Genomic DNA, 25,164 nt, shown 5'->3' on the forward strand with positions numbered 1-25,164 from the left:
GGGAATAAGTATATGTATAGAAAAACATATAAGATGGGAGGTCATATTTTTATGCTTAAAGAGTTTAAAAAATTCGCAATGAGAGGCAATGTAGTAGATTTAGCAGTAGGGGTAATTATAGGGGGAGCATTTGGGAAGATAGTTAGTTCTCTTGTAAATGATGTAGTTATGCCATTACTAGGACTTCTAGTTGGTGGTGTAAACTTTACAGACTTAAAACTACCATTAAAGGAAGCAACAGAAGGCTCAGAAGCAATTTTCCTAAATTATGGGCAATTTATACAGTCGATTTTTGACTTTTTAATTATTGCATTTTCAATATTCCTTTTTATAAAAGCCTTGAATTCATTTAAGAAGAAAGAAGAGGATAAACCAGCTCCTCCTCCAGCACCAACTAAGGAAGAGCTTTTGCTTACTGAAATTAGAGATTTATTAAAGGAAAAATAATATCGTTATTATTTTTTGACACAGATGTACATATCCACAGGTATATTATTATACTCTGTGGATATATTTTGTTTTAGAGAGAGTTTTTGTGGAACAAAAATTAGAGAGCCAAGGTCTAAAGTAATTATAAAATTAAAATATTTCTGTTCATCTTGTCAAATTTAAAATTTGTAATATAATCTTAATCTTCTAAGCTTTTTTAATATGTTATAATTTTCATAACTGTAATATTTATAATATAGATATAAAACGAAATTATATCTATTATTAAGCTGAAAGTAGGTGTGCATATTGAAGCAGTTTATAAAAATTTTTTCCATAGCTTTTGCTTGCTTTGCTTTAGCTATAGGAGCAGGGGTATATACTTATTCTAAAATATATGAACCACCAGAGGAACAGCCAGATTATACAGACGAAAAAGAGAGGGAAGAAGAAAACGCAGAAGCAGATAAGCCTAAGGATCCTTTTCAAATAGCCATAGAATCTAGTAAAAGGGTAAATTTTTTGCTTATGGGAATGGAAGGTGCTAGATCAGACACTATAATATTTGCCAGCTTTGACCCTAAAGGCAACAAAGTAGATATGATATCTGTACCTAGAGACACATATTATTATACAAAAGGTTATGAAAGTGGAGATCTAAGAAAGCTAAATGCAGTATATGGAAGAAGTAAAGCTGAGGGAACAAAAAGAGCAGTAGAAGAAATATTAGGACAAGTACCTGTTCACCACTATATAATGGTAGATTATAAAGGGGTAGAAAAGATTGTAGATTCTCTTGGTGGGGTTGAAGTGAATGTACCTTTTCACATGGATTATTATGATCCAGCAGATAAGCCGCCATTACGCATAGATATACCAAAAGGAAAACAAGTGCTAAACGGAGAACAATCAGTAAAATTCTTAAGATATAGACATAATAGTGATAAGACTGTAGGATATCCTGACGGAGACTTAGGAAGAATAAGAGCTCAACAGCAGTTTATAAAATCTGCAATAAAAAAATCACTAAGCTTAAAGATTGTTAATGTAGTAAAAACTAGCTTTGATTATGTAAGGACTGATGTAAGTCTAAAGGATGCTTTAGGCTATGCTGCTGGTGCAATAGGTATTAGCGTGGACGATATTTCTATGACTACATTGCCAGGTGTAGCAGAAGATAGGACGTATGGAAGAACAACATTGTCTTATTTTATTCATGATCCTATACAAGTAAAAGAAATGATGATGAAAATATATGAGGTTCCATCAGAAAATCTTGATGAAAGCCAAGATTCAAGCAATGAAAATAAACAGAATGATTAAGTATGAATGAGAAAAGCCTGCAAAAGCAGGCTTTTATGTTATACTTCAATTAATATTTGTTTTTTACTCAAGCAGCATCTCCCCAACCATATAAATATCCCCTGCTCCCATAGTGACTATTATGTCTCCATTAGAAGCATTATCTTTAATATAGTTGCTTATATTCTCAAAGGTACCTAAGTATTCAGCATCAACACCATTGTTTAATAGCTCATTGACCAAATCCCTTGAATGAATGGCACCAGTATCCTTTTCTCTAGCCGCATATATATCAGTTACTAAAACCTTGTCAGCGTCATAAAAAGAATGGGCAAACTCATTTAAAAGAGATTTAGTTCTTGTATAGGTATGGGGCTGAAAAGCACAAAGTATTCTGCTAGAAGAAGAATTTCTTAAAGCAGACAATGTAGCCTTAACTTCAGTAGGATGATGTGCATAATCATCGATTATTGCAGCACCATTAACTTGCCCCTTATATTCAAGTCTTCTATGAGTTCCCTTATACATAGCAATTGAACTAATAATTGTGTCCATTGGAACCCCGCAGGTATGTGTAGTAGCTATAGCAGCTAGTGCATTATATATATTATGAGTTCCCATTGTATTTAAAGCCACATCGTAAGATTCCTTATTATTAACTATTAGTCTAAAAGAAGGAGTTCCCTTTCCATTAAAGGAAATATGAGTAGCTTTGTAATCTGAGTCATTTTCAATCCCAAATGTTATTATATTACAATTTGCACTTCTTATTGCTTTTTTAACGTTATCATCATCATTATTTGCAATGATGTATCCATTTTGGGGTATTATCTTAGCAAAGTCAGAAAAAGTATCTATAATATGATTTAAGTTTTTATAATAATCTAGATGGTCCTCATCAATATTTAATATAACACCTATAGTTGCAAAAAACTTTAGAATGTTTCCTTTATATTCACATGCTTCAGTAAGCAGAACTTCACCATTACCTATTTTTACATTGCCTCCTATTAAATCAAGCTCTCCTCCTAATAAAATAGTAGGATCAATTGGAGAATCATTAAATATTACAGACATCATTCCTGTAGTAGTAGTTTTACCATGAGTTCCTGAAACAGCTATAGAATTTTTATATAGCTTCATTAGCTGACCTAAAAAGGTTCCTCTATCTACAGTAACTATATTTTTTTCTATGGCCTCTAGCAGCTCGGGGTTATCCTTACTTATTGCATCAGTATACACGACTAAATCAGCACCATTAATATTATCTTTATTATGTCCAATGCTTACTATAGCACCTTTATTTTCAAGTCTTTTTAATATATTAGAGGACTTAGCATCAGAACCAGAAACTTTATATCCATTCTCTAAAAGTATTTCAGCTAAACCACTCATGCTTATTCCACCAATTCCTATAAAATGAACTTGTGAAAAGCTATGACTATGTATATCAAACGAAAACATTTAAATACCTCCTGACAGGGAATAAGATGATTATTCATATTATTGCCAATAATTATACTATTATTAATATATTCTATAGTGACTTCTGATGATACAGTGATGATTATACCATAATAGCTAGATTTTAAAAAGAGAATATTTATATCTACAATATTTCAAGTATAGAGTGAATAAAACATATAAAAAGGTGGTATAATATTCATGGTTATTAGGTATTATATGGAAAAGAAAATTTGTTTACATAACTGTATCAATATAAATATAACACACTATCCATATTAATAAACAATAAAAGTAAAACCAAATTTTACTTTTATTATATAAATACACAAAATTACAAATTTTTTTATATTTAAAAGAAGGATTTACCAAAAAAGTAGAGAATATTAAATTTAAGCAAATTCAGATTTAAGACCCCGTGGGAAGGTGGTGAATTCATGAAGGTAACAGACGTAAGAGTCAGAAAAGTTAATAATGAAGGAAAAATGAAGGCCATAGTTTCAGTTACATTCGATGAAGAATTTGTAGTACATGATATTAAAATAATTGAAGGGCAAAACGGGCTATTTATCGCTATGCCTAGTAGGAAAATGGCAGATGGTGAATTTAGAGATATAGCTCATCCAATTAATTCAGAAACAAGAAATGCTATACAAAAAGCAGTTTTTGAAGAGTATGAAAAAGCAATGAGTGAGGAGTAAATTAAAGGGTCTATGGACCCTTTTTACTTTTTTGTAATATTTGTTTCATAATTGGAGCCTTAATTTATTATACTGTATACATAATTTTTGCTACCATCTTGTTTTTTTACACCTAATAGATTATATTTATATTTGGTAGACAATAAACAAACTCGGATGTATAAATGAATAGATATAATTTTTTTGACATTATCTATAGTAGGGAATAATAATTGCATCTGGATATAAGGAGTGAGAAAAATGTTTCTTTCTATTATACTTGCTGCTGGAGAAGGTACTAGAATGAAATCTAAGCTTCCAAAGGTTATGCATAGTATATGTGGTAAACCATTATTAAGCCATGTAATAAATGTTTCTAAGGCTTCTGGTATAGACAAAAACATAGTAGTAGTAGGACATGGTGGAAATATAGTAAGAGAAAAGATTAAAGAAAATGTTCAATTCGTAGAGCAGCCTGTAGGAGAAGGTGTTCCATACGGAACTGGTTTTGCTGTAATGCAAGCAAAAGACTATATAGAAGACAATAGCTGTGTAGTAATTCTTTATGGAGATACTCCTTTAATAACAAGTGATACATTGACTAAACTCATAGAATTTCACAAAAAGGGAGACTATGAGGGGACAGTTCTGAGTGCAGATTTCAACGACCCAGCAGGCTATGGAAGAATAATTAGAGATAATGCAGGAAATGTAACGGCTATAGTTGAGCACAAGGATGCTAGTGATGAAGAAAAAGGTATTAAAGAAATCAATTCGGGGATTTATTGCTTTAATGGCAAAAGTCTAAAATTAGCACTAGAAAATTTAGACAATAACAATGCACAAAATGAATACTATATTACTGATGCTATAAAAATATTAAATGAATTGGGCTTTACTATAGGTGGATATAAGATAAGGGATAATGAAGAAATTGCAGGAATTAACTCAAGAATACAGCTTGCTGAAGCCGAAAAAATAATGAGAAAAAGGATTAACAACAAACACATGATTAATGGGATTACAATTATAAATCCTGACAATACTTATATTGATAGTGAAGTGGCTATAGAGAGGGATACTATTATATATCCGGGAGCGATAATAGAAGGAAACACGAGGATAGGTGAAGATTGTATAATAGGACATAACAGTAGAATTGTAAATTGTAAAATTGGAGATAGAGTAGACATTCAAATGTCAACAATTATAGAAAGCAAAATAGATGATGATTCACATATAGGTCCTTATGCATACATAAGGCCAAATAGTGAAATAGGAAAGAATGTAAAGATAGGAGATTTTGTTGAAGTTAAAAATTCAAAAGTTGATGATAACTCTAAAGCTTCTCATCTTTCATATATTGGAGATGCCTATGTAGGAAAGGGTGTAAACATAGGCTGTGGTACTGTGTTTGTAAACTATGATGGAAAAAATAAGCATAAGACAATAGTACAGGATAATGCTTTTATAGGCTGTAATGTTAACCTTATTGCTCCTGTTGAAGTGGAAGAAGGAGCTTATGTTGCTGCAGGCTCTACTATTACAGATAAAGTGCCTAAAAAAAGCCTTTCTATAGCTAGAGCTAGACAAGTTAACAAAGGAGACTGGGTAGAAAAAAAAGGATTAATAAAATAATTTCTAGTAGGAGGAATATATAAATGAACATTAGCGGAAGAGACTTGAAAATTTTTTCAGGAAATGCAAATAAAGAATTAGCTCAAAAGATTTGTACAGAACTTGGAGAAACTTTAGGAGACAGTGTCGTAGGTAGATTTAGTGATGGGGAAATTTCAGTAAACATTAATGAAACTGTAAGAGGATTTGATGTGTTCGTGATTCAGCCTACATGCCCACCAGTAAATGAAAGCCTTATGGAGCTATTAATTATGATTGATGCATTAAAAAGAGCTTCGGCAGGAAGAATTAATGCAGTAGTACCTTACTATGGCTATGCAAGACAAGATAGGAAAGCAAAAGCAAGAGACCCAATTACAGCAAAGCTTGTTGCAGATCTTCTTGAAATATCAGGGCCAGATAGAATAATAACGATGGACTTACATGCTGCTCAGATCCAAGGATACTTTGACATTCCTGTTGACCACTTATTTGGGGGCCCTATATTAGCAGAATATTGTAAAAGAAAGCTAATTGGGGATACCGTAGTGGTGTCTCCCGATGTAGGTGGAGTTCAAAGGGCTAGAAACTTTGCTAGTATTTTAGACTTGCCTATTGCAATTATTGAGAAGAGAAGACCAAAAGCAAATGTATCAGAAGTAATGAATGTAATAGGGGATATAGAAGGAAAAGATGCTATAATAGTAGATGATATTATAGATACAGCAGGTTCAATGACTAAGGCGGCAAGTGTTTTGAAAGACTTTGGTGCTAAAAGAGTGTTTGCATGCTGCACACATGCAGTTCTTTCGGGACCTGCTATTGAAAGAATAGAAAACTCTGTAATAGAAAAGCTAGTAGTAACAGATACAATTCCACTGACAGAAGAAAAGAAAATAGACAAAATTGAAGTAGTATCAGTAGCACCTTTAATAGCAGAAGCTATAAGAAGGATATATAAAAATGAATCAGTGAGCAGATTATTTGATTAGGCTCAAAAGGGAGTTGGTTTTTTGTACGCGGTAATAGGACTGGGCAACCCTGGTAATCAATATAAGGGAACTAGGCATAATGTAGGTTTTGATACAATAGATTGTATTGCCCAGAGGAATAATGTAAAGGTTACTAAGATTAAATTTAAGGCAGTATATGGTGAAGCTCAAATAGGTGGACAAAAGGTACTTTTAGCTAAACCACAGACTTATATGAATAGAAGTGGGGAAAGTGTACTTGAACTATTGAATTTTTATAAAATACCATTAGAGAACTTAATAGTTATAGTCGATGATGTAGACATAAAATATGGAGCCTTAAGAATAAGAACAAAAGGAAGTGCTGGTACACATAATGGAATGAAATCTATCATTCATTTACTCCAAAGTGATAACTTCCCAAGGGTAAAGATTGGAATTGGTAAACCTAAAGAGCACCAAGATTTAGCTGACTTCGTACTAAGTAGGTTTTCTAAGGACGACAGGATTACCATAGATAGCACTATTGAACAAGCTGCCAAGGCAGTTGAAAAGATTGTTACTCACGGAATAAATACTGCAATGAATGAATTCAATCAAAATACAGATAGCCCAGGTGCTTAGCCTGGGCTAAAGGTGTTTAACGAGGAGCTGGTTTTATGAAGGTTAATATGTTTATAGACAGTCTAAAGAATCTGTCTTCATATGACCAATTGACTAAAGAAATAAATAAGAAGTCCTCGCCTATTGCACTTCATGGATTATCAGAGGAGAATATAGCTCATATAATATATGGGCTTAATCAGCATTTAGACAGGCAAATACTTATAATGACTTATGACGAACTAAGAGCAAAAAAAATATTAGAAGATTTAAGCTTTTTTTGCAATGACAATAGTGAGCTATTTCCAAGCAAAGAAGTAGTTTTGTATGATATAGAAGCCTACAGCCATGAAATATCAAATCAGAGAGTAAAGGTATTAGATAGATTATCAAAGGAAGAAAACATTGTAGTAGTTGCATCTGTTAAAGGAGCTATAAGCAAAATAATGAGCAAGTCAGCAATTAAGGCATATACAATAGATATTGAATTAGGCCAAGTTGTTGATTTGAATAATATTGCAGACACGTTGGTTGTTCAAGGCTATGAAAGAGTCCATATGGTAGAAGGAGTAGGACAATTTAGTATAAGGGGCGGAATAATCGACCTTTTCCCAGTTAACTCACTTAATCCCTTTAGAATAGAACTCTTTGATGATGAAATAGATTCTATAAGAATTTTTGATTTAAAAACACAAAGGTCTATCGACAATTTATCCAGTATACGCATACCTCCGATAAAAGAGATATTGATTCTAAAAGGAGAGGCTGAAAGCATAGCAAATGAAATGGAAATTGACTTAAATGCACGGATCAAAAAGCTACAAAAAAAAGGAGAAGTAGAAATAATAGATAGTCTAACAGAAAAATACGGCCACTATATTCAAAGACTATCTAATGGCTTAAGCATAGGAAATATTGACCTATTAGTGCCTTATTTCAAGCAGGAACTTTCTAATATCCTTGAATATTTTAAAAATGATTCATTAGTCATAGTCGATGAACCACAAAGAATAGAGGAAAGTGTAAAAGGTATTAAAGAGGATTTTATAAATAGATATACGGATTTATTTGAAAGAGGAGAAGTCTTGTCTAGACATCAGGATATTTTTCATACCTATGATGCTATCGTAGAAAAAATACACAGCATGACCAGTATTACCACTACTAATCTTCTTAAAAACAATCCACGCTTCATGCCAAAGGCTATTATAAACTTTAATACAAAAGGTATGCAATCCTTCCATAATAAAATAGAGTTACTAGCAGATGAGCTAAAATATTTAAAATATAGGGGATATAAAACCATAATTCTTTCAGGAACTAAGGAAAGAGGAATTAGACTTGCACAAAGTCTTTTGGAAATGAATATAGAATGCAGCTATGTAGATGACCCTCATAGAGAAATAAAATCAGGTCAAGTATTTGTAACCCATGGGAGCATTAGCAGAGGATTTGAATATACAAACCTTAAATTTGCTATAATTAGTGACAAGGAAGCCTTTGGAACCTACAAGAAAACTAGACCAGTAAAGGCAAGAAAGGACACTACTAAGATTGAATCCTTTACAGATTTAAATATAGGCGATCATGTGGTCCATGAAGCTCATGGTATTGGTAAATATATAGGAGTAGAGCAGCTAAAGGTACAAGGAGTAAAAAAAGACTATTTAGCCATTAAATATTCAGGTGAAGATAAGCTTTATGTTCCAATTGATCAGATGAATTTAATTCAAAAATATATTGGCTCAGACGCAGTCCAGCCTAAAATAAACAAGCTTGGAAGTAGCGAATGGGCAAAAACTAAGACAAAGGTCAAAAAAGCTATAGAAGATATGGCAAATGATTTAATAAAGCTATATGCTACTAGAGAAAGTATTAAAGGTTTTAAGTTTTCTCAAGATACACCATGGCAAAAACAATTTGATGATGCTTTTCCTTATGAGGAAACAGAGGATCAACTTAGATGCATAGAAGAAATAAAAGGTGATATGGAAAAGGATAGACCTATGGATAGGCTATTATGTGGAGATGTGGGCTATGGCAAGACGGAAGTAGCATTAAGAGCTGCATTTAAAGCCATAATGGATGGGAAACAGGTAGCTATTTTAGTACCTACAACTATACTTGCACAACAGCATTATAACACCATAATCGAAAGGTTTAACCAATTTCCGGTTAAAGCTGAAATGCTAAGTCGATTTAGAACTGCTAATCAGCAAAAGAAAATAATAAATGATTTGAAAAGTGGAAACCTAGACATAGTAGTAGGAACTCATAGATTATTATCTAAGGATGTAAAATATAAAGATTTGGGCTTACTTATTATAGATGAAGAGCAAAGATTTGGAGTAAAGCATAAGGAAACTATAAAAATCATGAAGGAATCAATAGATGTCCTCACATTAACTGCTACTCCTATACCGAGGACCCTTCACATGTCTTTAATAGGTATTAGAGATATGAGTGTTATTGAAGAGCCTCCCGAGGAAAGATATCCTGTCCAGACATATGTAGTGGAGCATAATGATCAAATAGTCAAGGATGCAATTATAAGAGAGCTTAGTAGGCAGGGACAGGTTTATTATCTTTATAATAGAGTCCAAAGCATACAGCAATTTGCTTCAAAAATTAAAGCCCTAGTTCCAGAGGCAAGAGTAGCCATTGGACATGGACAAATGAGTGAAAGAGAGCTAGAAAGAGTCATGATGGACTTTTTAAGCAGGGAAACTGATGTGTTAGTGTGTACAACCATTATTGAAACAGGTCTAGACATACCTAATGTAAATACAATTATAATTCATGATGCAGACAAAATGGGGCTTTCACAATTATATCAATTAAGGGGAAGGGTAGGACGTTCCAATAGAGTAGCTTATGCTTATTTCACTTATGAAAAAAACAAGGTTTTAACCGAGGTTGCGGAAAAAAGACTAAAGGCAATAAAGGAATTTACTGAGTTTGGTTCCGGTTTCAAAATAGCTATGAGAGATTTAGAGATTAGAGGAGCAGGAAATTTGTTGGGAGCAGAGCAGCATGGACAGATGGCTGCTATAGGCTATGATTTATATATTAAATTCCTTGATGAATCTATAAAGAAACTGAAAGGAGAACGAAGAGAGGAAATAGTAGATACTTCTATAGAGCTTAATATAGATGGATATATACCGAATAAATATATCCAGGATGAAGAACAAAAAGTAGAGATATATAAGAGGATTTCATCTATTAACAACAAAGAAGACTACTCTGACGTTTTAGAAGAGATAATAGATCGATTTGGAGATGTTCCAAATGAAGTTGTTAATCTATTAAGAATATCATATATTAAATCTTTATGTATCAAAGGGAAGATAATATCACTGTTTCAAAATGATGATATTATTAAAATAGAATTTAAGTCCTTAGAATATATTACACCAGAGATTATGAACGAATTGGTTGTTTCCTATGGTAGAAGAATGATTTTTGATGTATCTAAGAATCCTAGCTTTAAATACAAGCTCATGAATAAGTCGCAAGAAGGTATATTGTCAGAGCTTGAAAAAATTATTGAAAAAATTAGTGGTTTTCATATAGGTACAAATAAGATATAATAGTATGTATGTAAACAGGCATAAAATAGGGAGGGATTTTGGTGCAAAATAGACTCAACAAAAAGATATTACTAATTACGTTTTTGATATTATCAGTAGTACTGGTACTAAGTGGTTGCAATGTGTCAAAGGAAGAAGGTGTTGCAACTGTAAATGGAAAGATTATATCAAAATCCGATTTTGATTTAAACTTTGATATAAATAAAAGGATTTATGAAAGCCAGTTAGGCTCAGATGTAATGTCAAGAGATATGGGTAATGGAAAAACTTTTGAAGAAGAATTAAAGAATATAGTATTAGAAAATATTATTATTGAAGAAGTCATATTACAGGCTGCAGAAAAGGAAAAGATTAAGCTAACTAAAGATGAATTAGACGAAGCTATAAATGAATTTACTGAATCAGTAGGCGGCAAGGAAAAGCTTAAAGAAATATTACAGCAGAACCATATGACAGATGAGTATATAAGAAGCAGAATGGAAAAGGACATGGTTATTGGAAAGTATAGAGATAAATTTTATGAGTCAATTATCTCTGAAGAGGATGCAAAAAATCTTTATGAAAAAAATAAGGATTTATATATTTCTGTTAAGGCAAGCCATATATTAGTTAATACAGAGGAAGAGGCTAAGGATATATTGAAAAAAATCAATGCTGGGGAAAACTTTGACGACTTAACAAAACTATCAATTGAGCCAGGTGCAGAAGAGAGAAAAGGAGACTTAGGTTATTTCACTAAGGATAGAATGGTTCCTGAATTTTCAGAAGCAGCATTTGAATTAAAGCCTGGTGAAATCAGCGATGTAGTTAAAACAGATTTTGGCTATCATATAATTAAGCTTGTTGATAGAAAAGAATCTTTTGAAGAAGTTAAAGATGATATAATAGCAGTACTGCAAAACCAACAATCAGAAAAATTTGAAGAAAAGATTAAAGAGTTAAGGGACACAGCCAAGGTAGAATATTTAATTAAAGAGGAAAAAGTAGAGAACAAAGATACAGATGAAGCAAATAAAGAAGAAAACAAAGAAGAGAATAAAGACAACAACTAAACTGAGACGGCCATTGATTGGCCGTCTTTAATTTTTATTTGCTATAAAATTACCATGTATGCATAAAATAATCTTAATAGTAAAATAATAAGTACACATAGAAAGTTATATATTTACATTTTACAATTGAGGAGGGAAAAAAGTGAAGGCTACTGGAATTGTAAGGAGAATAGATGATCTTGGCAGAGTGGTAATACCAAAAGAAATCAGGCGAACTCTTAGGATAAGAGAAGGAGATCCTTTAGAAATATTTACTGATAGGGAAGGAGAAGTAATCCTAAAAAAATATTCACCTATAGGGGAACTAAATGAATTCGCTACTGAATACGCAGAGTCTTTATATGAAAACATAAGCCATACTTCAGTTATTTGTGATAGGGATACTATAGTTGCAATATCAGGAGGATCTAAAAAAGAGTACTTAGATAAAAGAGTAAGTCCTGAACTAGAGAAAATTATGGAAAGCAAAGAAACCTATGTGGCAACAGGTACAACTAAGCCTATTAGACTAGCCTCTGATGAATTGAATCCAGAAAAATACACTAGTCAAATCATAGCACCTATAGTTACACAAGGAGACCCAATTGGGGCAGTGGTTTTAGTATCAAAGGAGCCAAATGCAAAAATGGGAGATATAGAAACTAAACTAGCAGAAACAGCAGCAGGATTTTTATCAAAACAAATGGAACAATAATTTACTTAAAGCCTACTAAATAAAAAGTAGGCTTTAATTATTATAGCCAGTAGAAAAGTCCAACTTTAACATATTTTATATTCATTATCCTTTCTAAATTTGATATAATAATACTTACGGATTTCTATATCTGTTTATCTTTAATAAGAATACCAGGAGGCAATTATGACTAGAGATAACTTTTTAAAAGGAGCAGCTATATTAGGGGTATCAGGCCTTATAGTAAAGATTTTAGGAGCATTCTATAGAATTCCCCTCTCGAATATGATAGGGGACGAAGGTATGGGTTATTATCAAACCGCCTATCCTTTGTATGTTCTTTTAGTTGCCATATCTACATCAGGATTTCCAACAGCAATTGCTAAAATTGTTTCAGAAAAGAGAGCCTTGCAGGATTATAGAGGAGCTCATAGAGTTTTTAAAATATCATTTATGGGTTTTCTTTTTGCAGGTATAATTACATCCATATTTGTTTTTTTTACGGCAGGATATATAGTAGAACTAGTAGGCAACGAAGATGCTTATTATTCTCTAATCGCCATGTCACCTGCATTATTCTTCGTTCCAATAATGTCTGCATTTAGAGGATATTTTCAAGGGCGACAGACCATGGTTCCAACGGCAATGTCTCAGTTTGTAGAGCAACTATTTAGAGTTTCCATAGGCTTATTCCTTGCATATCAGCTAGTAGGTTTAGGACTCCCACAAGCAGCAGGTGGAGCTTCATTTGGAGCATCTGCTGGCGGTATTGCAGGTACTATAATAATTGTTATTATATATTTTAAAGAAAGAAAAAACATTTTACATGAAATGGACAAAAGTGTAGCTACTAAGCCTGAAAGTGTAGGGAAAATAGTAAAAGATATATTAGTTATAGCCATACCTATAACTATTGGTGCATCCATACTTCCTATAATTAGTACCATAGATACCTTTCTTATTATGAGAAGACTACAAGAAATAGGCTTTACACAAAAGGAAGCGACAGCACTATATGGACAACTTACAGGCAATGCACAAACCTTAATCAATCTTCCTCAGGTATTATCCATGGCAATAGCCATAAGTTTGGTACCAGCAGTATCTAGTGCATTTGCAAAGAAAAACTTTGAAAGTATTCGTAATATAACTAAATCTGGGGTTCGTGTAACCTTACTTATAGGCTTACCATCAGCATTTGGCTTATTCATATTGTCTACACCTATTATTGATCTTTTATATTATAATTATGATTTATCTCAAATGCAGAGCACCGGAGCAATACTTCAAGTTTTGGCACTTAGCTTAGTGTTTTTAACATTGATACAATCTCTTACAGCCATACTTCAGGGTATAGGAAAGATAATGGTGCCTGTTAAAAACCTAGCTATAGGAGCTGTAGTAAAAACAATATTTACTTATATATTAACAGGTATACCTTCAATAAATATAAAAGGAGCTGCAATAAGTACAATAATGGCTTATTTAGTCGCTGCCATACTAAATTTTATTGAAGTTAAAAGGTATACTAAGGTCCAATTTAAATTTAAGGACACTTTTTTAAAGCCCATAATATCTACATTTATAATGACAGTTACTGTATGGGCTGTTTATAGATATTCAGTTCTTCTGTTAGGAAGTAAGATTTCAACTGTTTTATCTATAGGAGTAGGTGGGGTAGTATATATAATAGCTCTCCTTTTAACAGGTGCATTAACGACTGAAGATTTTGAACTTTTACCTAAAGGAGAAGTAATAGCAAAAAAATTAAAGTCAAAAGGGCTTCTAAGAGGCTAATGGCAGGTATAAATGAAGGAAAAATTGTCAAAGCTAATTGTAAATATGGAGGTAAACATGGGTAAAATTACAGTGGTAGGGTTAGGGCCAGGTGATGTTAGTTCACTCACATTAGGTGCTATAGAAATTATAGGTAATGGCAATAAGGTTTTTTTGAGAACAGAAAAGCACCCTACAGTCGAATATTTAGACCAAAAAGGTATAGAATATAACTCATATGACTATGCTTATGAGATAGAAGCAAGCTTTGAAAAGGTCTATGAGCATATAACTCAAGATTTAGTAACAAAGTCCCAAAAACATGGTCATATTACTTATTGTGTACCTGGTCATCCATTAGTTGCTGAAAAAACAGTGGCAATGCTTATAAGCCTTGAAAAACAGGGAAAGATAGAGTTAGAGATAGTACCAGGTTTAAGCTTTATTGAGCCAATAATCTTAGCAGTAGGACATGACCCTATAAATGGTCTAAAAGTAATAGATGGACTTAACATAAAGGAAATAAGTGTCGATATAAATATTGACTGTATTATAACTCAAGTGTATGATAAAATGAGAGCTTCAGAGGTTAAGCTTGCTCTTGCTGAAATATATGGAGATGAGCATGAAATATATGTTATAAGTTCAGCTGGTATTAAAAAGGATGAAGAAATAGTCAAGATTCCTCTTTATGAACTGGACAGGGTAGACAATATAGGCTATTTAACAAGCATATATGTACCTAGAGTAAAGGACAAATCCATATATGACATTTATGATTTAATTAGAATAATGGAAAAGCTAAGAGGGGAGGAAGGATGCCCTTGGGATGCAGAGCAAACCCATGTATCATTAAGAGAATATATAATTGAAGAAGCCTATGAAGTTGTAGACGCAATTAACAATGAGGACATGGATGCCTTAGCAGATGAATTAGGCGATTTGCTTTTACAAGTAGTATTTCAAAGTCAAATAGGTAAAGAGGAAGGATATTTTAACTTCTGGGATGTGACAACAAATATCTGTAAAAAGCTTATCTATAGACATCCACATGTGTTTTTAGATAAAACAGCAGATAATGTATATGAGGCCTTAAAAAATTGGAATGATATGAAGGCTGAGGAAAAAAACATAAAAACATATACTGAGAGACTTAAAGACATACCTAAAAGCCTTCCTTCGCTTATGAGAAGCTACAAGGTGCAGCAAAGAGCTGCTGATGTTGGATTTGATTGGGAGCATGTAAATGGAGCAATAGAGAAGCTCCATGAAGAGCTTAATGAAGTAATACAGGAAATAGAGAACAATAATAAAGAAAATCTAGAATTAGAAATAGGGGATTTAATATTTGCTATAGTAAATGTAAGTAGGTTTTTAAACATAAATCCTGAGAATGCAATAAATAAAACTATAGAAAAATTTGTCGAAAGATTTGAGTTTATTGAAACCGAAAGCAAAAAAATGGGCAAGAATTTAAAGGAAATGTCCCTAGAAGATATGGATTTCATGTGGGAAAAAGCAAAAATACATAAAAATAAAAAAAATGATAAAAAATAGTACAGAAAAGAAGGATTTTGCATAAAAACATAGAATATGCTATTTGTAACCAATTATTAATATTATGAGGGAGGTTATATTGTGAACAAAGCTGAATTAGTAGCTAGCATGGCTGAAAAAAGCAACTTAACAAAAAAAGATGCAGAAAGCGCTCTTAATGCATTCATGAAAAGCGTTGAAGAAGCATTAGCAGGTGGAGAAAAGGTACAATTAGTTGGTTTTGGTACTTTCGAAGTTAGAGAAAGAAAAGCTAGAGAAGGTAGAAACCCAAGAAACCCAGAAGAAGTTATTAAAATACCAGCTTCTTCAGCACCAGTTTTCAAAGCTGGCAAAACATTAAAAGAAGCAGTAAACAAATAAGAGAATCAGGTCAGTGACCTGATTTTTTTATAACAAATAGGAAGGTTCTACATTATTATTTTTTTATAGAAGCTTTTGTAATAATGAGGTGATGCTATGAGAATAGATAAATATTTAAAAAATGCAAGAATAATTAAAAGAAGAACAATAGCCAAGGAAGCATGTGAGCAAGGAAGAGTTCTAGTGAATGGAAAAGAGGCAAAGCCTGGAACAGTATTAAGCGTAGGAGATATAATCCAAATTAACTTTGGAGCCAATACAATGAAAATTGAAGTTTTAAAACTACTTGAACATGTTACAAAAGAAAGTGCTGAGGAAATGTACAGAAATATATAGAAGGGCTGGTCTAAAGACCAGCCCTTTGCATTTTCTAAATATCTTATATATGAAGAGAATCTTACTAACTGCTAGCATAAAAAAAGGCAAAGCTACATATTCATTAACATAAGTATATAAATGGGAGGGGAATAAATGGTTACGGAAAAGAAAACCACATTAAAGAGTAACAATATTATACTTGAAGATAGAGAAAAGCTTGGCATATCAGGTGTTGAATATGTAGAGAGCTTTAACGATAATACTATAATCCTTTTTACATCAAAAGGAGGACTTACTATTAAGGGCGCTTCATTAAATATAAGCAAGCTAAATTTAGACGATGGTAATGTAACTATTCAAGGTATTATAAACAGCTTAAATTACACTAACAAAGAACTATCGGCTAATAAAGGAGGGGGCTTGTTAGGGAAAATGTTTAAGTAACATCTAGTATTTTCATGAGGTGATAGGATGGATAGCTACGTCCAAAATCAAGGATATATTTTTCTTTCAACTTTATATGGAGGCATCATTATTGGATTCGCATATGATATATATAGAATATTTAGATATTATTTTAAACCAAAAAAAATAGCTACATTTATTGAAGATTTTATTTTTTGGATAATTATTTCCTTAATTTCTCTTACAGTTCTTTTATATACGAATTGGGGAGAAATAAGGGGCTATGTTTTTATTGGGTTTTTTAGTGGTGCTTTTTTATATTCAAAGCTTTTAAGCAAGATTATTATTAGCACCATAGTTTGGATAGTAAATGGGATAATAAGCATTCTAAGGAGAGTGTTTAAGGTTATTTTCTTTCCCTTTAGATTAATTATGTCAAAGCTTCGCGAACCATATGTAAAGCTTAAATCTAGTGTAAATAGATTAACTAGAAAAACTAAGAGATATCTGGGTTTACCCTTTGTAGTGCTTAAAAGATGTAAAAAGAACATTAAAACTCTATTTCGCAAAAAATAATTGGAATAGATAGGCTAGGCCTAAAACAGCGTACGATAACAAAATATACCATTAGATTATTACATAATACTTTTTCTCTATAAAGGATTTTAAATATTTTTGTAGAAACAATATACTAATGCCAAGGTAAGAAAGGTGAGCTTTATGAAAGAGAAAAAGAGAAGAAAAGGACTTAAAATAAGACATATATTAGTTTGCATCATGGTTATTTATGTAGGAACAACTTTTATTAATCAACAAAAACTAATAGTAGCTCTTAATAAGGAAAAGATAGAAAAGCAAAACGAGATAGATAGATTGAATAGTGAAATCAAAGATATTGAAGAAAAACTAGAGTATACGGATTCCTTAGAGTATATTGAAAAGATGGCAAGAGAAGAACTAAAGATGGTAATGCCAGATGAGATAATATTCATAGATAAAAACAGAAATAAGGACAAGCCTATTAAAGGCATTGATAACTGATTTTAACTGATTGACATATTTATTGTTATAATATATACTTAAATGAGTTAAGGCAGTTATAATATCTAAAGGAGGAGTATTTAATTTATGCCCGTTTTAGTTGGTAACGTAGTTGAAGGTACAGTTAGTGGTATTACAAACTTTGGTGCTTTTATTCAACTACCTGAAGGAAAAACAGGACTAGTTCATATTTCTGAAATATCACATGATTATGTAAGCAATGTAAGCGAATACTTAAAAAAAGACCAAGCTGTAAAAGTAAAGGTCTTATCAATTAGCGATGAGGGAAAAATCAGCTTATCAATAAGACAAGCTGAGCCTAAAAAATCAAAAAAGCAACCAGCAGAAATAGACTGGAGCAAGAGTGATGATAAGCAAAAATTTATGTCTTTTGAGGATAAGATGGCTAAGTTTTTAAAAGATAGTAGTGAAAAGCAAGAACAGCTTAAGAAAAAAGATACGAAAAGGGGCTTTGGAGCAAAAAATCGAAAATCATAGATAACAACCGGATATAATATCCGGTTTTTTTATTTGTTGAATAAAAGATTTATGAATCCTCATCAATGAATTTCTAATTTATTTTCGATAAATAAATAGTTTGTTTTCAAATAATATACGAAATTAAATTAATGTTAATCCTTAAATATTAAACTGTATAAGCGATAAATTCTGGTTACATAGGGATAGCACAAAAAAAGACATTAGCTTTGCTGAGCTATACTATCATCTGAAATAAAAATGGAATTTGTCGAAAAATGAATAGAATAAGATTTTAACAAGGCTACATATATTAGTGTGACTTTGTGTTAAATTAACCTTATATTTTCTTTAAATAACCTTAACAAAGAAAACGCCTATAAAATGATAAAACAATAATTGATATTGTCAAAAACTTTTTAGGATTCGCAACTTCTATTGACAAATATTTTGAAAACCATCTGTTAAAATGGCCTAAACAAAGAATAGGTGGTGGGTGCTTTATGATAAGTAGAATAGAAACATTCCCTAGAGAGGATCAGGGACGCTGGAATATTAAAAGTCTAAAAGAAATAGCTAAAGTCATAAATAGTAGCACTATAATAATTAGTGTATTATCCTATCTCATAGGAAAGTCATCTATTATGGAGGGATTAACTCCTTTTGGAATAGCTTTTGTCACTGCATATCTAATAAAATATGGTGGATTAAGTCTTGTTCCTATATTTGCGTCTTTAGGCATAGTAACAGTCCATGGACTTGAGAGCTATCAGTATCTTTCTGCCTTGTGGTTTGTATTTTTCACCTATAAGATACTAAACCCTAAATTTAAAGACAGTGCCATTAAGTCTTCTGTATTTGCAGCCTCAGTTTTAATGATTTTTAAAAGCATATATGTAATCATAAATGATTTTTACATTTATGATTTGATGCTGACTATGTTTGAAGGAATAGTTGTGTTTACTCTAACCTATATATTTGCATATAGTATTCCTACAGTAGACACTGATTTTAATAGAGTGTTTTCAAACGAGGAAGTAATATGCGGTTCAATAATGCTTGCGCTGGCGGTATCAGGCTTGGGAGATATGAGTTTGTTTGGTATGTCTATAAAAAATGTTATTGGAATAGTAATAGTTCTTTTGCTTTCCTACAACAAGGGTCCAGCAATAGGCACTGTAGTAGGGATTACTATAGGTGTGGTAACATCTATGTCGCAGATTAATTTGCCCTTTGTTATATCCATATACGGGTTTGCAGGACTGTTATCAGGACTATTCAAAGAAGTGGGGAAAATTGGTAGCTGTATAGGTTTTATTCTAGGCAGTATTATTATGTCCTTCTATATAGATGGCGCCTCACAGACAATATTAAAGAACAAAGAGATAGTCCTGGCTATTGGCATATTTTTGATAATGACTAAATTATTAAAGGGATTGAGCAGTAAGGTTATTATAGGTATATCAAATAGAACTCAAATAGAGGATGCTTATTCAAATAGGGTAAAAGATATGACATATAATAGACTTAATGAAATATCACAGGTTTTTGAAGAGCTTGGAGATACTTTTAGAAGAGTATCAGATAAGAGTAAGATAGTAGAGCAAAAAGATGTTTCAAATCTCATTAATGAAGTTGTAGATCATGTTTGTAAGCAATGCTATCTTTGCAAATTTTGTTGGGAAAGCGACTTTTATACTACATATGGTTCTATGTTCGATATGCTAGGGACCATAGAAACTAGAGGCAATATATCTACTGACCTGATGCCAGATATATTTAAGAAGAGATGTACAAAAACTGATGCTATAGCACAGAGGTTGAACTATTTATTCCATATTTACAAATTAGACTATAAATGGGAAAACAAAATAATTGAGAGTAGACAATTAGTATCTCAGCAGTTAGAAGGAATGTCCAAGGTAATTAAAGACTTGGCAAATGAAATACATAGAGATGTAAGATTTAAGCAGGATGTAGAAAAGGAAATTTATGCAGGGTTAAGAAAGAGCAGGATAAATGTTGATAAGGTAATTGTTACAGAAACTGAAAGAGAGGATTTTGAAATATACCTAGAAATAAGGACGCATAATAGTGAAGATACCATAAATAAGGCCATATCAATTGCCTCTGAAATCATAGGTATCCAGCTTGCAAACGATAAATATTGTTCTAGCTCAAGATATGATGGAAAAAAGCTAAAGTTCAAGCTGGTTAGAGCAAATCGTTTTGGTGCTATAACTAAAGTATCAAGAATAGATAAAGGACTTATAGGGGTATCAGGAGATAATTATACCTTTGGAGAAAAATGCAATAATTATTTTGCAGTCATTAGCGATGGTATGGGTGTAGGACATAAGGCAAACCAAGAAAGCCATATTACCATATCATTATTAGAAAAATTCTTAGAAGCTGGATTTGATAAAGAGCTAGCTTTAAAGACTATTAATTCAGTGCTAGTGCTAAAGTCATCAGAAGAAATGCTTGCAACAATTGATATGTCAATTGTTGATTTGTATAGAGGGAAGTCTCAGTTTATTAAAATAGGTTCAGCTCCAACCTTTATAAAGAGAAAAGATAAAGTTCAAATAATAAACTCTCATTCTCTTCCTGTAGGCATATTAAGGGATGTTGATATTCAGGTATATGAGGAAGAATTAGAAGATGGAGACTTTATTATTATGGTATCAGATGGTATCTTAGATGCAAACTATGATGAAGATAACAAGGAAAGATGGATGGCTAATATTATCCAAAAGATTGAAAGCCTCAATCCACAAACTATTGCAGATGACATAATGGATGCTGCCTTAGATGTATGTGAAGGAAAGGCAAATGATGATATGACTGTACTGGTTACGAAGATATGGAAGAGAAGATGAGCATGTGGTAAAAGCCACATGCTTTTTTCATAATCATATGTGGACTAGCATAAGTATATATTAACTTGTGAATTTTAAATGTATATAAAACAAAGGCTTGGAAATAATTAAAAAAAAGCCTAGGAGGATTATTATGGAAAAAATTATTGAGTTTAGGCAGATAATGCTTATAACAGATGGAGAATCCAATGATGGAATAAGCCCTGTAAGTGCAGCAAAGGAAGGACATGAAAAAGGGGTAACTACAAGTACCATAGGAATTACAAATAGAGGCAAGGAGGAGGGAGCTTTAAAAGAAATTAAAGATATAGCTGAAGCTGGTGGTGGAGTATGGGAAATAACCCACATTCAAAATCTTTCAATGGCCTTAAGCATAGCAACTGTTAAATCTGTATATAAAACAATAGAAGAGGCTGTTAACAAAGAACTAAAAGAAATAATAGGAACAGAGCTTAAGGATATGCACCCTCAATCTAGAATAAAGGTTACAGATATGATTGACAGGCTTGGAGACGAGATAAATATAAAATGCTGTATAGTTATAGATTCTAGTGGAAGTATGGCTAGTAAAGTTAATATAGCTAGAAATAGTATATTAAATCTTCTAAGAGTACTTAGTCAAAGAAAAGGAAAAACAGAAATTGCAGTAATAAGCTATCCAGGGAAAAACGGAAGTCAATATGATGTCTTGTGTGACTTTACTGAAGATATAGATTTATTAGAAAAATCACTTAACAAAATTCAAATAGGTGGCAATACTCCTACGGGACCTGCCATAGAAAGCGCCATAGAGCTACTTTGCAAAAAAGATAAATTTGGAATCAAAATAGAAGAAGAAATAGTATTTAAAAGTCTTAGCGTATAAAATAATGAGATTCTCTCTTGCATTCAGAAGGCTTTCTCCAAGCCGGTGTGAGTGAGAATCTCGATTTTATATTGTTTAGAAGCATTATCCCATATGAGGAGGAAGAATATGCTATACATATCAGAAAAAATCTTTGGAAAGTGGAATAAAAATGAATATATAGTATTGTCTAAGCTTGGAGAAGGGGGAATAGGAGCAGTATATAAGGTTAAGGGCAGTACTGGAAATATTAGAGCTTTAAAAATAAGCAGAGATATAAGTTCAATAACCAGAGAATTTGATATGATGAACAAGCTTAAAAGCATTAAGCATATTCCAAGAGCATATGAAGTGGACGATTATGAAAAAGATGGTGAAGTTTTTTATTTTTTTATTATGGATTATATAGAAGGGTATAGTATAAAGGATTTGATAAAGCATAAGGACATGAAGGTTAAAGAAATAATAGGAATTGGAATTATTTTATTGAACTTATTAGAAATAATATATAGAATAGGATATGTATATGCAGATATAAAGCCTGAAAACATAATGCTAGACAAAAAAAAGAAACGAATCAGCTTTATTGATTTTGGAGGAGTAATTCTCAAAGGACAAGGGATTAGAGAATATACTCCTGCCTATAGTATGATATCTTGGGGAATAGAGAGAAATTATGATAGTATAACAAGTTTAAATTTCAGTATAGCCATGATAATCACTTCTATGCTGCTAAAAAAAGAATTTAACCCACTAATACATAATCTAGAACAGGTAATATGGCACATTAAACATCTTGTTATAGATGAGGAACTTAAAAAGATTTTGATTAAGGCACTTAAATGTGAAATCATACATACTGATATCTTAAAAGATAAACTGAAAAAGGCTTTCAAAAAGACTAGCTCATCTCTAAAGGCTATTAGTAAATCCAGTACTAAAATAAAATCCTATAGGAAACCAGAAGCTATAGATGCTTTTTTTTTCTTTAGTATGGGACTACTTTTAATTGTGGTTATAATAGGACTTAATATTTATTTTTAAAAGGAAAATTTATTTAGATATAGAAATTTTATAATACAGATTTAGATTCTCCTGGGGAGAAAGTGGATATTTAACAAAAAACTAATAAACGGTGATGTAAGAATGAAAGAAAAAGTAAGGGCTACAATAAAAAAATATAATCTAATAGAAAAAGAGGATAATATAGTAATTGGTGTTTCCGGTGGACCAGATTCTATGGCATTATTATATATACTCAACGATATAAAGCAGGAGATGAATTTTAATATTTATGTGGCTCATATTAACCATGGAATCAGAAAAGAAGAAGCGGATGCAGATGAAGAATTTGTTAAAGATATATGTTCAAGACTTGCTATTTCATTTTATTCTACGAAAGTAAACATGGATGAATATGCTAAAAAAAAGAAACTCACATCTGAGGAGGCAGGCAGAGAAATAAGATATAGTTTTTTTAATAAAGTATTAAATATTATTGGTGGAGGTAAAATTGCAGTAGCACATAATAAGAATGATCAAGCAGAGACACTAATAATGAGATTTTTTAGAGGCACAGGCCTAGAGGGACTAAGGGGAATGGAATATAAGAATGGAAACATTATTAGACCTATTTTAGATATCCATAGAGAAGAAATAGAGAGCTATTGTAAGAAAAACCATATAGACGCTAGAATAGATAGGACAAACCTAGAGCCCATATACGGAAGAAATAAAACAAGACTAGAAGTAATACCCTATATAGCTAAAAACTATAATAGTGGAATTATTGATACATTAGTCAGAACTGCCAGACTTATGCAGATGGATAGTGAGTTTATACTGGAAATTGTAGATAGAAAATATAAAGACATAACTATTGAAGAACATACAAATAGTATAGTATTGAATATAAAAGAATTAAATGCTGAACATTATTCTATTAAATCAAGGATTATAAGAAAGGCTATTGAGAAAATAAATGGTAGCCTAAAAGGAATTGGCGAAAAGCATATTAGTGATATTCTTAGATTGGCAGAAGAAAATTTAACTGGAAAGAGTATTAACATTATTAAAAATATTATAGTTAAAGCAAGCTATGGCAACATGATAATAGAAAAGGAAAACGATCAGAGGAAGATTAACTTTAAGAGCACCATTGTCACAGGTCAAGATATATATATAGAGGAAATAAATGCTAGTATCTCATCATATATATTACCTGTATCCAAAGCAAATATTAAGGACACAAATCCTTTTAAAAAATACTTTGATTATGATAAAATAAAAGGTAGGCTTTGTATAAGAAGTAGAAGAGAGGGAGACAGATTTATTCCTCTTGGAATGAAGGGGTCTAAAAAGCTAAAGGATTTTTTTATTGACGAGAAAGTACCCAGAGAAGAAAGAGATAATATACCTATTATCGAGAATGATGGAAATATAATATGGATAGTAGGGTATAGAATAAGTGAAGAGTACAAGGTGGAAAACAGTACTAAAAAAGTATTAGTTCTAGAATATAAAAAACAATGAGAAGCTTAAGGAGGATAAGGATGAAACATAATATTAAGGAAGTACTTGTGACATATGAAAATATTCAAGCCAAAGTAGAAGAAATGGGAAAAGAAATTACAAAGGATTATCAAGGCAAAGACTTGATGCTTGTTGGTGTTCTTAAAGGTGCATTTATGTTTTTAGGGGATCTTGCTAAAAACATTGAAATACCACTTACTATTGACTTTATGGCGGTTTCTAGCTATGGGAATTCTACTGAATCTTCTGGTGTAGTTAGAATTCTTAAAGATTTAGAGGGCGGTATAGAGGGTAAAGATATATTATTGGTAGAAGATATAATAGACACTGGACTTACTTTAAATTATCTAGTAAATAATCTAAAATCTAGAGGAGCTAAAAGTGTTAAAATATGTACTCTTCTAGATAAACCAGAGAGAAGATTGGTAAATGTAGAGATAGCATATAAAGGTTTCGATATTCCAGATGAATTTGTAGTAGGATACGGTATAGATTTTGCAGAGGGCTATAGAAACCTTAAGGATATATGTATATTAAAGGAAGAAGCGTACAGTCATATATTATAATAAACTCCATTGTCTTTTAATT

At 31.9% G+C, this 25,164-nt stretch carries 23 protein-coding genes; 22 read left to right on the forward strand and 1 reads right to left on the reverse strand.

Features of this window, described 5'->3' with window-relative positions:
* Positions 1 to 51: 51 nt before the first annotated feature.
* Together mscL and BLV37_RS01760 are read left to right on the forward strand one after the other, a co-directional pair.
* Positions 52 to 447, forward strand: a complete 396-nt coding sequence (mscL, locus tag BLV37_RS01755) for a large-conductance mechanosensitive channel protein MscL (RefSeq protein WP_143031464.1) — start codon at positions 52 to 54, stop codon at positions 445 to 447.
* 291 nt (positions 448 to 738) lie between these two features.
* Positions 739 to 1,752, forward strand: coding sequence for an LCP family protein (locus BLV37_RS01760; RefSeq protein WP_091726357.1), 1,014 nt, complete (start codon positions 739 to 741; stop codon positions 1,750 to 1,752).
* A gap of 63 nt (positions 1,753 to 1,815) precedes the next feature.
* Here BLV37_RS01760 and murC read toward each other — a convergent pair whose 3' ends face one another.
* Entirely contained in the window at positions 1,816 to 3,195 is a 1,380-nt protein-coding gene (murC, locus tag BLV37_RS01765; RefSeq protein WP_091726360.1) for a UDP-N-acetylmuramate--L-alanine ligase, read from the reverse strand.
* A gap of 437 nt (positions 3,196 to 3,632) precedes the next feature.
* Here murC and spoVG point away from each other — a divergent pair, with 437 nt between their 5' ends.
* The 20 genes from spoVG (at position 3,633) to hpt (ending at position 25,142) form a co-directional block, all read left to right on the forward strand.
* A complete protein-coding gene (gene spoVG / locus BLV37_RS01770) occupies positions 3,633 to 3,896 on the forward strand; it encodes a septation regulator SpoVG (protein WP_091726362.1) in 264 nt (87 codons plus the stop codon).
* Between the two features lie 240 nt (positions 3,897 to 4,136).
* On the forward strand, positions 4,137 to 5,513 hold the full coding sequence (gene glmU, locus BLV37_RS01775; RefSeq protein ID WP_091726365.1) for a bifunctional UDP-N-acetylglucosamine diphosphorylase/glucosamine-1-phosphate N-acetyltransferase GlmU: 1,377 nt from the start codon (positions 4,137 to 4,139) through the stop codon (positions 5,511 to 5,513).
* A gap of 23 nt (positions 5,514 to 5,536) precedes the next feature.
* Entirely contained in the window at positions 5,537 to 6,484 is a 948-nt protein-coding gene (locus BLV37_RS01780; protein WP_091726367.1) for a ribose-phosphate diphosphokinase, read from the forward strand.
* A gap of 21 nt (positions 6,485 to 6,505) precedes the next feature.
* Positions 6,506 to 7,087: an aminoacyl-tRNA hydrolase gene (gene pth, locus BLV37_RS01785; protein ID WP_091726370.1), complete on the forward strand. Its 582-nt coding sequence runs from the start codon at positions 6,506 to 6,508 to the stop codon at positions 7,085 to 7,087.
* A gap of 35 nt (positions 7,088 to 7,122) precedes the next feature.
* Positions 7,123 to 10,659, forward strand: a complete 3,537-nt coding sequence (gene mfd, locus BLV37_RS01790) for a transcription-repair coupling factor (protein ID WP_176967821.1) — start codon at positions 7,123 to 7,125, stop codon at positions 10,657 to 10,659.
* Positions 10,660 to 10,700: 41 nt separating this feature from the next.
* The gene (locus tag BLV37_RS01795; RefSeq protein WP_143031465.1) at positions 10,701 to 11,711 is read left to right on the forward strand and encodes a peptidylprolyl isomerase; all 1,011 of its coding nucleotides are present in this window, start codon (positions 10,701 to 10,703) and stop codon (positions 11,709 to 11,711) included.
* 142 nt (positions 11,712 to 11,853) lie between these two features.
* Complete coding sequence (spoVT, locus tag BLV37_RS01800) at positions 11,854 to 12,405, forward strand: stage V sporulation protein T (RefSeq protein WP_091726375.1); 552 nt, start codon at positions 11,854 to 11,856, stop codon at positions 12,403 to 12,405.
* 165 nt (positions 12,406 to 12,570) lie between these two features.
* On the forward strand, positions 12,571 to 14,181 hold the full coding sequence (locus BLV37_RS01805; protein ID WP_091726377.1) for a putative polysaccharide biosynthesis protein: 1,611 nt from the start codon (positions 12,571 to 12,573) through the stop codon (positions 14,179 to 14,181).
* 12 nt (positions 14,182 to 14,193) lie between these two features.
* Positions 14,194 to 15,717 carry a bifunctional methyltransferase/pyrophosphohydrolase YabN gene (yabN, locus tag BLV37_RS01810; protein WP_244270445.1) on the forward strand — a complete coding sequence of 508 codons (1,524 nt, stop codon included), beginning with the start codon at positions 14,194 to 14,196 and terminating at the stop codon, positions 15,715 to 15,717.
* A gap of 81 nt (positions 15,718 to 15,798) precedes the next feature.
* Positions 15,799 to 16,077, forward strand: coding sequence for an HU family DNA-binding protein (locus BLV37_RS01815; RefSeq protein WP_074351213.1), 279 nt, complete (start codon positions 15,799 to 15,801; stop codon positions 16,075 to 16,077).
* 96 nt (positions 16,078 to 16,173) lie between these two features.
* A complete protein-coding gene (locus BLV37_RS01820; RefSeq protein ID WP_091726380.1) occupies positions 16,174 to 16,413 on the forward strand; it encodes an RNA-binding S4 domain-containing protein in 240 nt (79 codons plus the stop codon).
* A 135-nt stretch (positions 16,414 to 16,548) separates the two neighbouring features.
* Entirely contained in the window at positions 16,549 to 16,839 is a 291-nt protein-coding gene (yabP, locus tag BLV37_RS01825) for a sporulation protein YabP (RefSeq protein WP_091726383.1), read from the forward strand.
* A 27-nt stretch (positions 16,840 to 16,866) separates the two neighbouring features.
* Positions 16,867 to 17,376 (forward strand): spore cortex biosynthesis protein YabQ, encoded by a 510-nt coding sequence (gene yabQ / locus BLV37_RS01830; RefSeq protein WP_091726386.1) that lies wholly within the window; start codon positions 16,867 to 16,869, stop codon positions 17,374 to 17,376.
* A gap of 144 nt (positions 17,377 to 17,520) precedes the next feature.
* Complete coding sequence (locus tag BLV37_RS01835; protein ID WP_091726388.1) at positions 17,521 to 17,841, forward strand: FtsB family cell division protein; 321 nt, start codon at positions 17,521 to 17,523, stop codon at positions 17,839 to 17,841.
* Between the two features lie 87 nt (positions 17,842 to 17,928).
* Positions 17,929 to 18,339, forward strand: a complete 411-nt coding sequence (locus BLV37_RS01840; protein WP_091726391.1) for a S1 RNA-binding domain-containing protein — start codon at positions 17,929 to 17,931, stop codon at positions 18,337 to 18,339.
* A 482-nt stretch (positions 18,340 to 18,821) separates the two neighbouring features.
* A complete protein-coding gene (spoIIE, locus tag BLV37_RS01845) occupies positions 18,822 to 21,200 on the forward strand; it encodes a stage II sporulation protein E (RefSeq protein WP_091726392.1) in 2,379 nt (792 codons plus the stop codon).
* A 133-nt stretch (positions 21,201 to 21,333) separates the two neighbouring features.
* Positions 21,334 to 22,065, forward strand: coding sequence for a vWA domain-containing protein (locus tag BLV37_RS01850; protein WP_091726395.1), 732 nt, complete (start codon positions 21,334 to 21,336; stop codon positions 22,063 to 22,065).
* Positions 22,066 to 22,173: 108 nt separating this feature from the next.
* The gene (locus BLV37_RS01855) at positions 22,174 to 23,088 is read left to right on the forward strand and encodes a protein kinase domain-containing protein (RefSeq protein WP_176967822.1); all 915 of its coding nucleotides are present in this window, start codon (positions 22,174 to 22,176) and stop codon (positions 23,086 to 23,088) included.
* Positions 23,089 to 23,190: 102 nt separating this feature from the next.
* Complete coding sequence (gene tilS, locus BLV37_RS01860; RefSeq protein ID WP_091726399.1) at positions 23,191 to 24,576, forward strand: tRNA lysidine(34) synthetase TilS; 1,386 nt, start codon at positions 23,191 to 23,193, stop codon at positions 24,574 to 24,576.
* 20 nt (positions 24,577 to 24,596) lie between these two features.
* Positions 24,597 to 25,142 carry a hypoxanthine phosphoribosyltransferase gene (gene hpt / locus BLV37_RS01865; RefSeq protein ID WP_091726402.1) on the forward strand — a complete coding sequence of 182 codons (546 nt, stop codon included), beginning with the start codon at positions 24,597 to 24,599 and terminating at the stop codon, positions 25,140 to 25,142.
* Positions 25,143 to 25,164: the final 22 nt, after the last annotated feature.

The sequence above is a fragment of the Proteiniborus ethanoligenes genome (genome assembly GCF_900107485.1).
Classification (GTDB): domain Bacteria; phylum Bacillota; class Clostridia; order Tissierellales; family Proteiniboraceae; genus Proteiniborus; species Proteiniborus ethanoligenes.

Bases quoted from the DNA above. Each gene is read 5' to 3' on its own strand.
- mscL (WP_143031464.1), top strand. From the start codon at position 52: ATGCTTAAAGAGTTTAAAAAATTCGCAATGAGAGGCAATGTAGTAGAT.
- murC (WP_091726360.1), bottom strand. From the start codon at position 3,195: ATGTTTTCGTTTGATATACATAGTCATAGCTTTTCACAAGTTCATTTT.
- spoVG (WP_091726362.1), top strand. From the start codon at position 3,633: ATGAAGGTAACAGACGTAAGAGTCAGAAAAGTTAATAATGAAGGAAAA.
- glmU (WP_091726365.1), top strand. From the start codon at position 4,137: ATGTTTCTTTCTATTATACTTGCTGCTGGAGAAGGTACTAGAATGAAA.
- BLV37_RS01780 (WP_091726367.1), top strand. From the start codon at position 5,537: ATGAACATTAGCGGAAGAGACTTGAAAATTTTTTCAGGAAATGCAAAT.
- mfd (WP_176967821.1), top strand. From the start codon at position 7,123: ATGAAGGTTAATATGTTTATAGACAGTCTAAAGAATCTGTCTTCATAT.
- BLV37_RS01805 (WP_091726377.1), top strand. From the start codon at position 12,571: ATGACTAGAGATAACTTTTTAAAAGGAGCAGCTATATTAGGGGTATCA.
- yabN (WP_244270445.1), top strand. From the start codon at position 14,194: ATGAAGGAAAAATTGTCAAAGCTAATTGTAAATATGGAGGTAAACATG.
- BLV37_RS01820 (WP_091726380.1), top strand. From the start codon at position 16,174: ATGAGAATAGATAAATATTTAAAAAATGCAAGAATAATTAAAAGAAGA.
- yabP (WP_091726383.1), top strand. From the start codon at position 16,549: ATGGTTACGGAAAAGAAAACCACATTAAAGAGTAACAATATTATACTT.
- yabQ (WP_091726386.1), top strand. From the start codon at position 16,867: ATGGATAGCTACGTCCAAAATCAAGGATATATTTTTCTTTCAACTTTA.
- BLV37_RS01835 (WP_091726388.1), top strand. From the start codon at position 17,521: ATGAAAGAGAAAAAGAGAAGAAAAGGACTTAAAATAAGACATATATTA.
- BLV37_RS01840 (WP_091726391.1), top strand. From the start codon at position 17,929: ATGCCCGTTTTAGTTGGTAACGTAGTTGAAGGTACAGTTAGTGGTATT.
- spoIIE (WP_091726392.1), top strand. From the start codon at position 18,822: ATGATAAGTAGAATAGAAACATTCCCTAGAGAGGATCAGGGACGCTGG.
- BLV37_RS01850 (WP_091726395.1), top strand. From the start codon at position 21,334: ATGGAAAAAATTATTGAGTTTAGGCAGATAATGCTTATAACAGATGGA.
- BLV37_RS01855 (WP_176967822.1), top strand. From the start codon at position 22,174: ATGCTATACATATCAGAAAAAATCTTTGGAAAGTGGAATAAAAATGAA.
- tilS (WP_091726399.1), top strand. From the start codon at position 23,191: ATGAAAGAAAAAGTAAGGGCTACAATAAAAAAATATAATCTAATAGAA.
- hpt (WP_091726402.1), top strand. From the start codon at position 24,597: ATGAAACATAATATTAAGGAAGTACTTGTGACATATGAAAATATTCAA.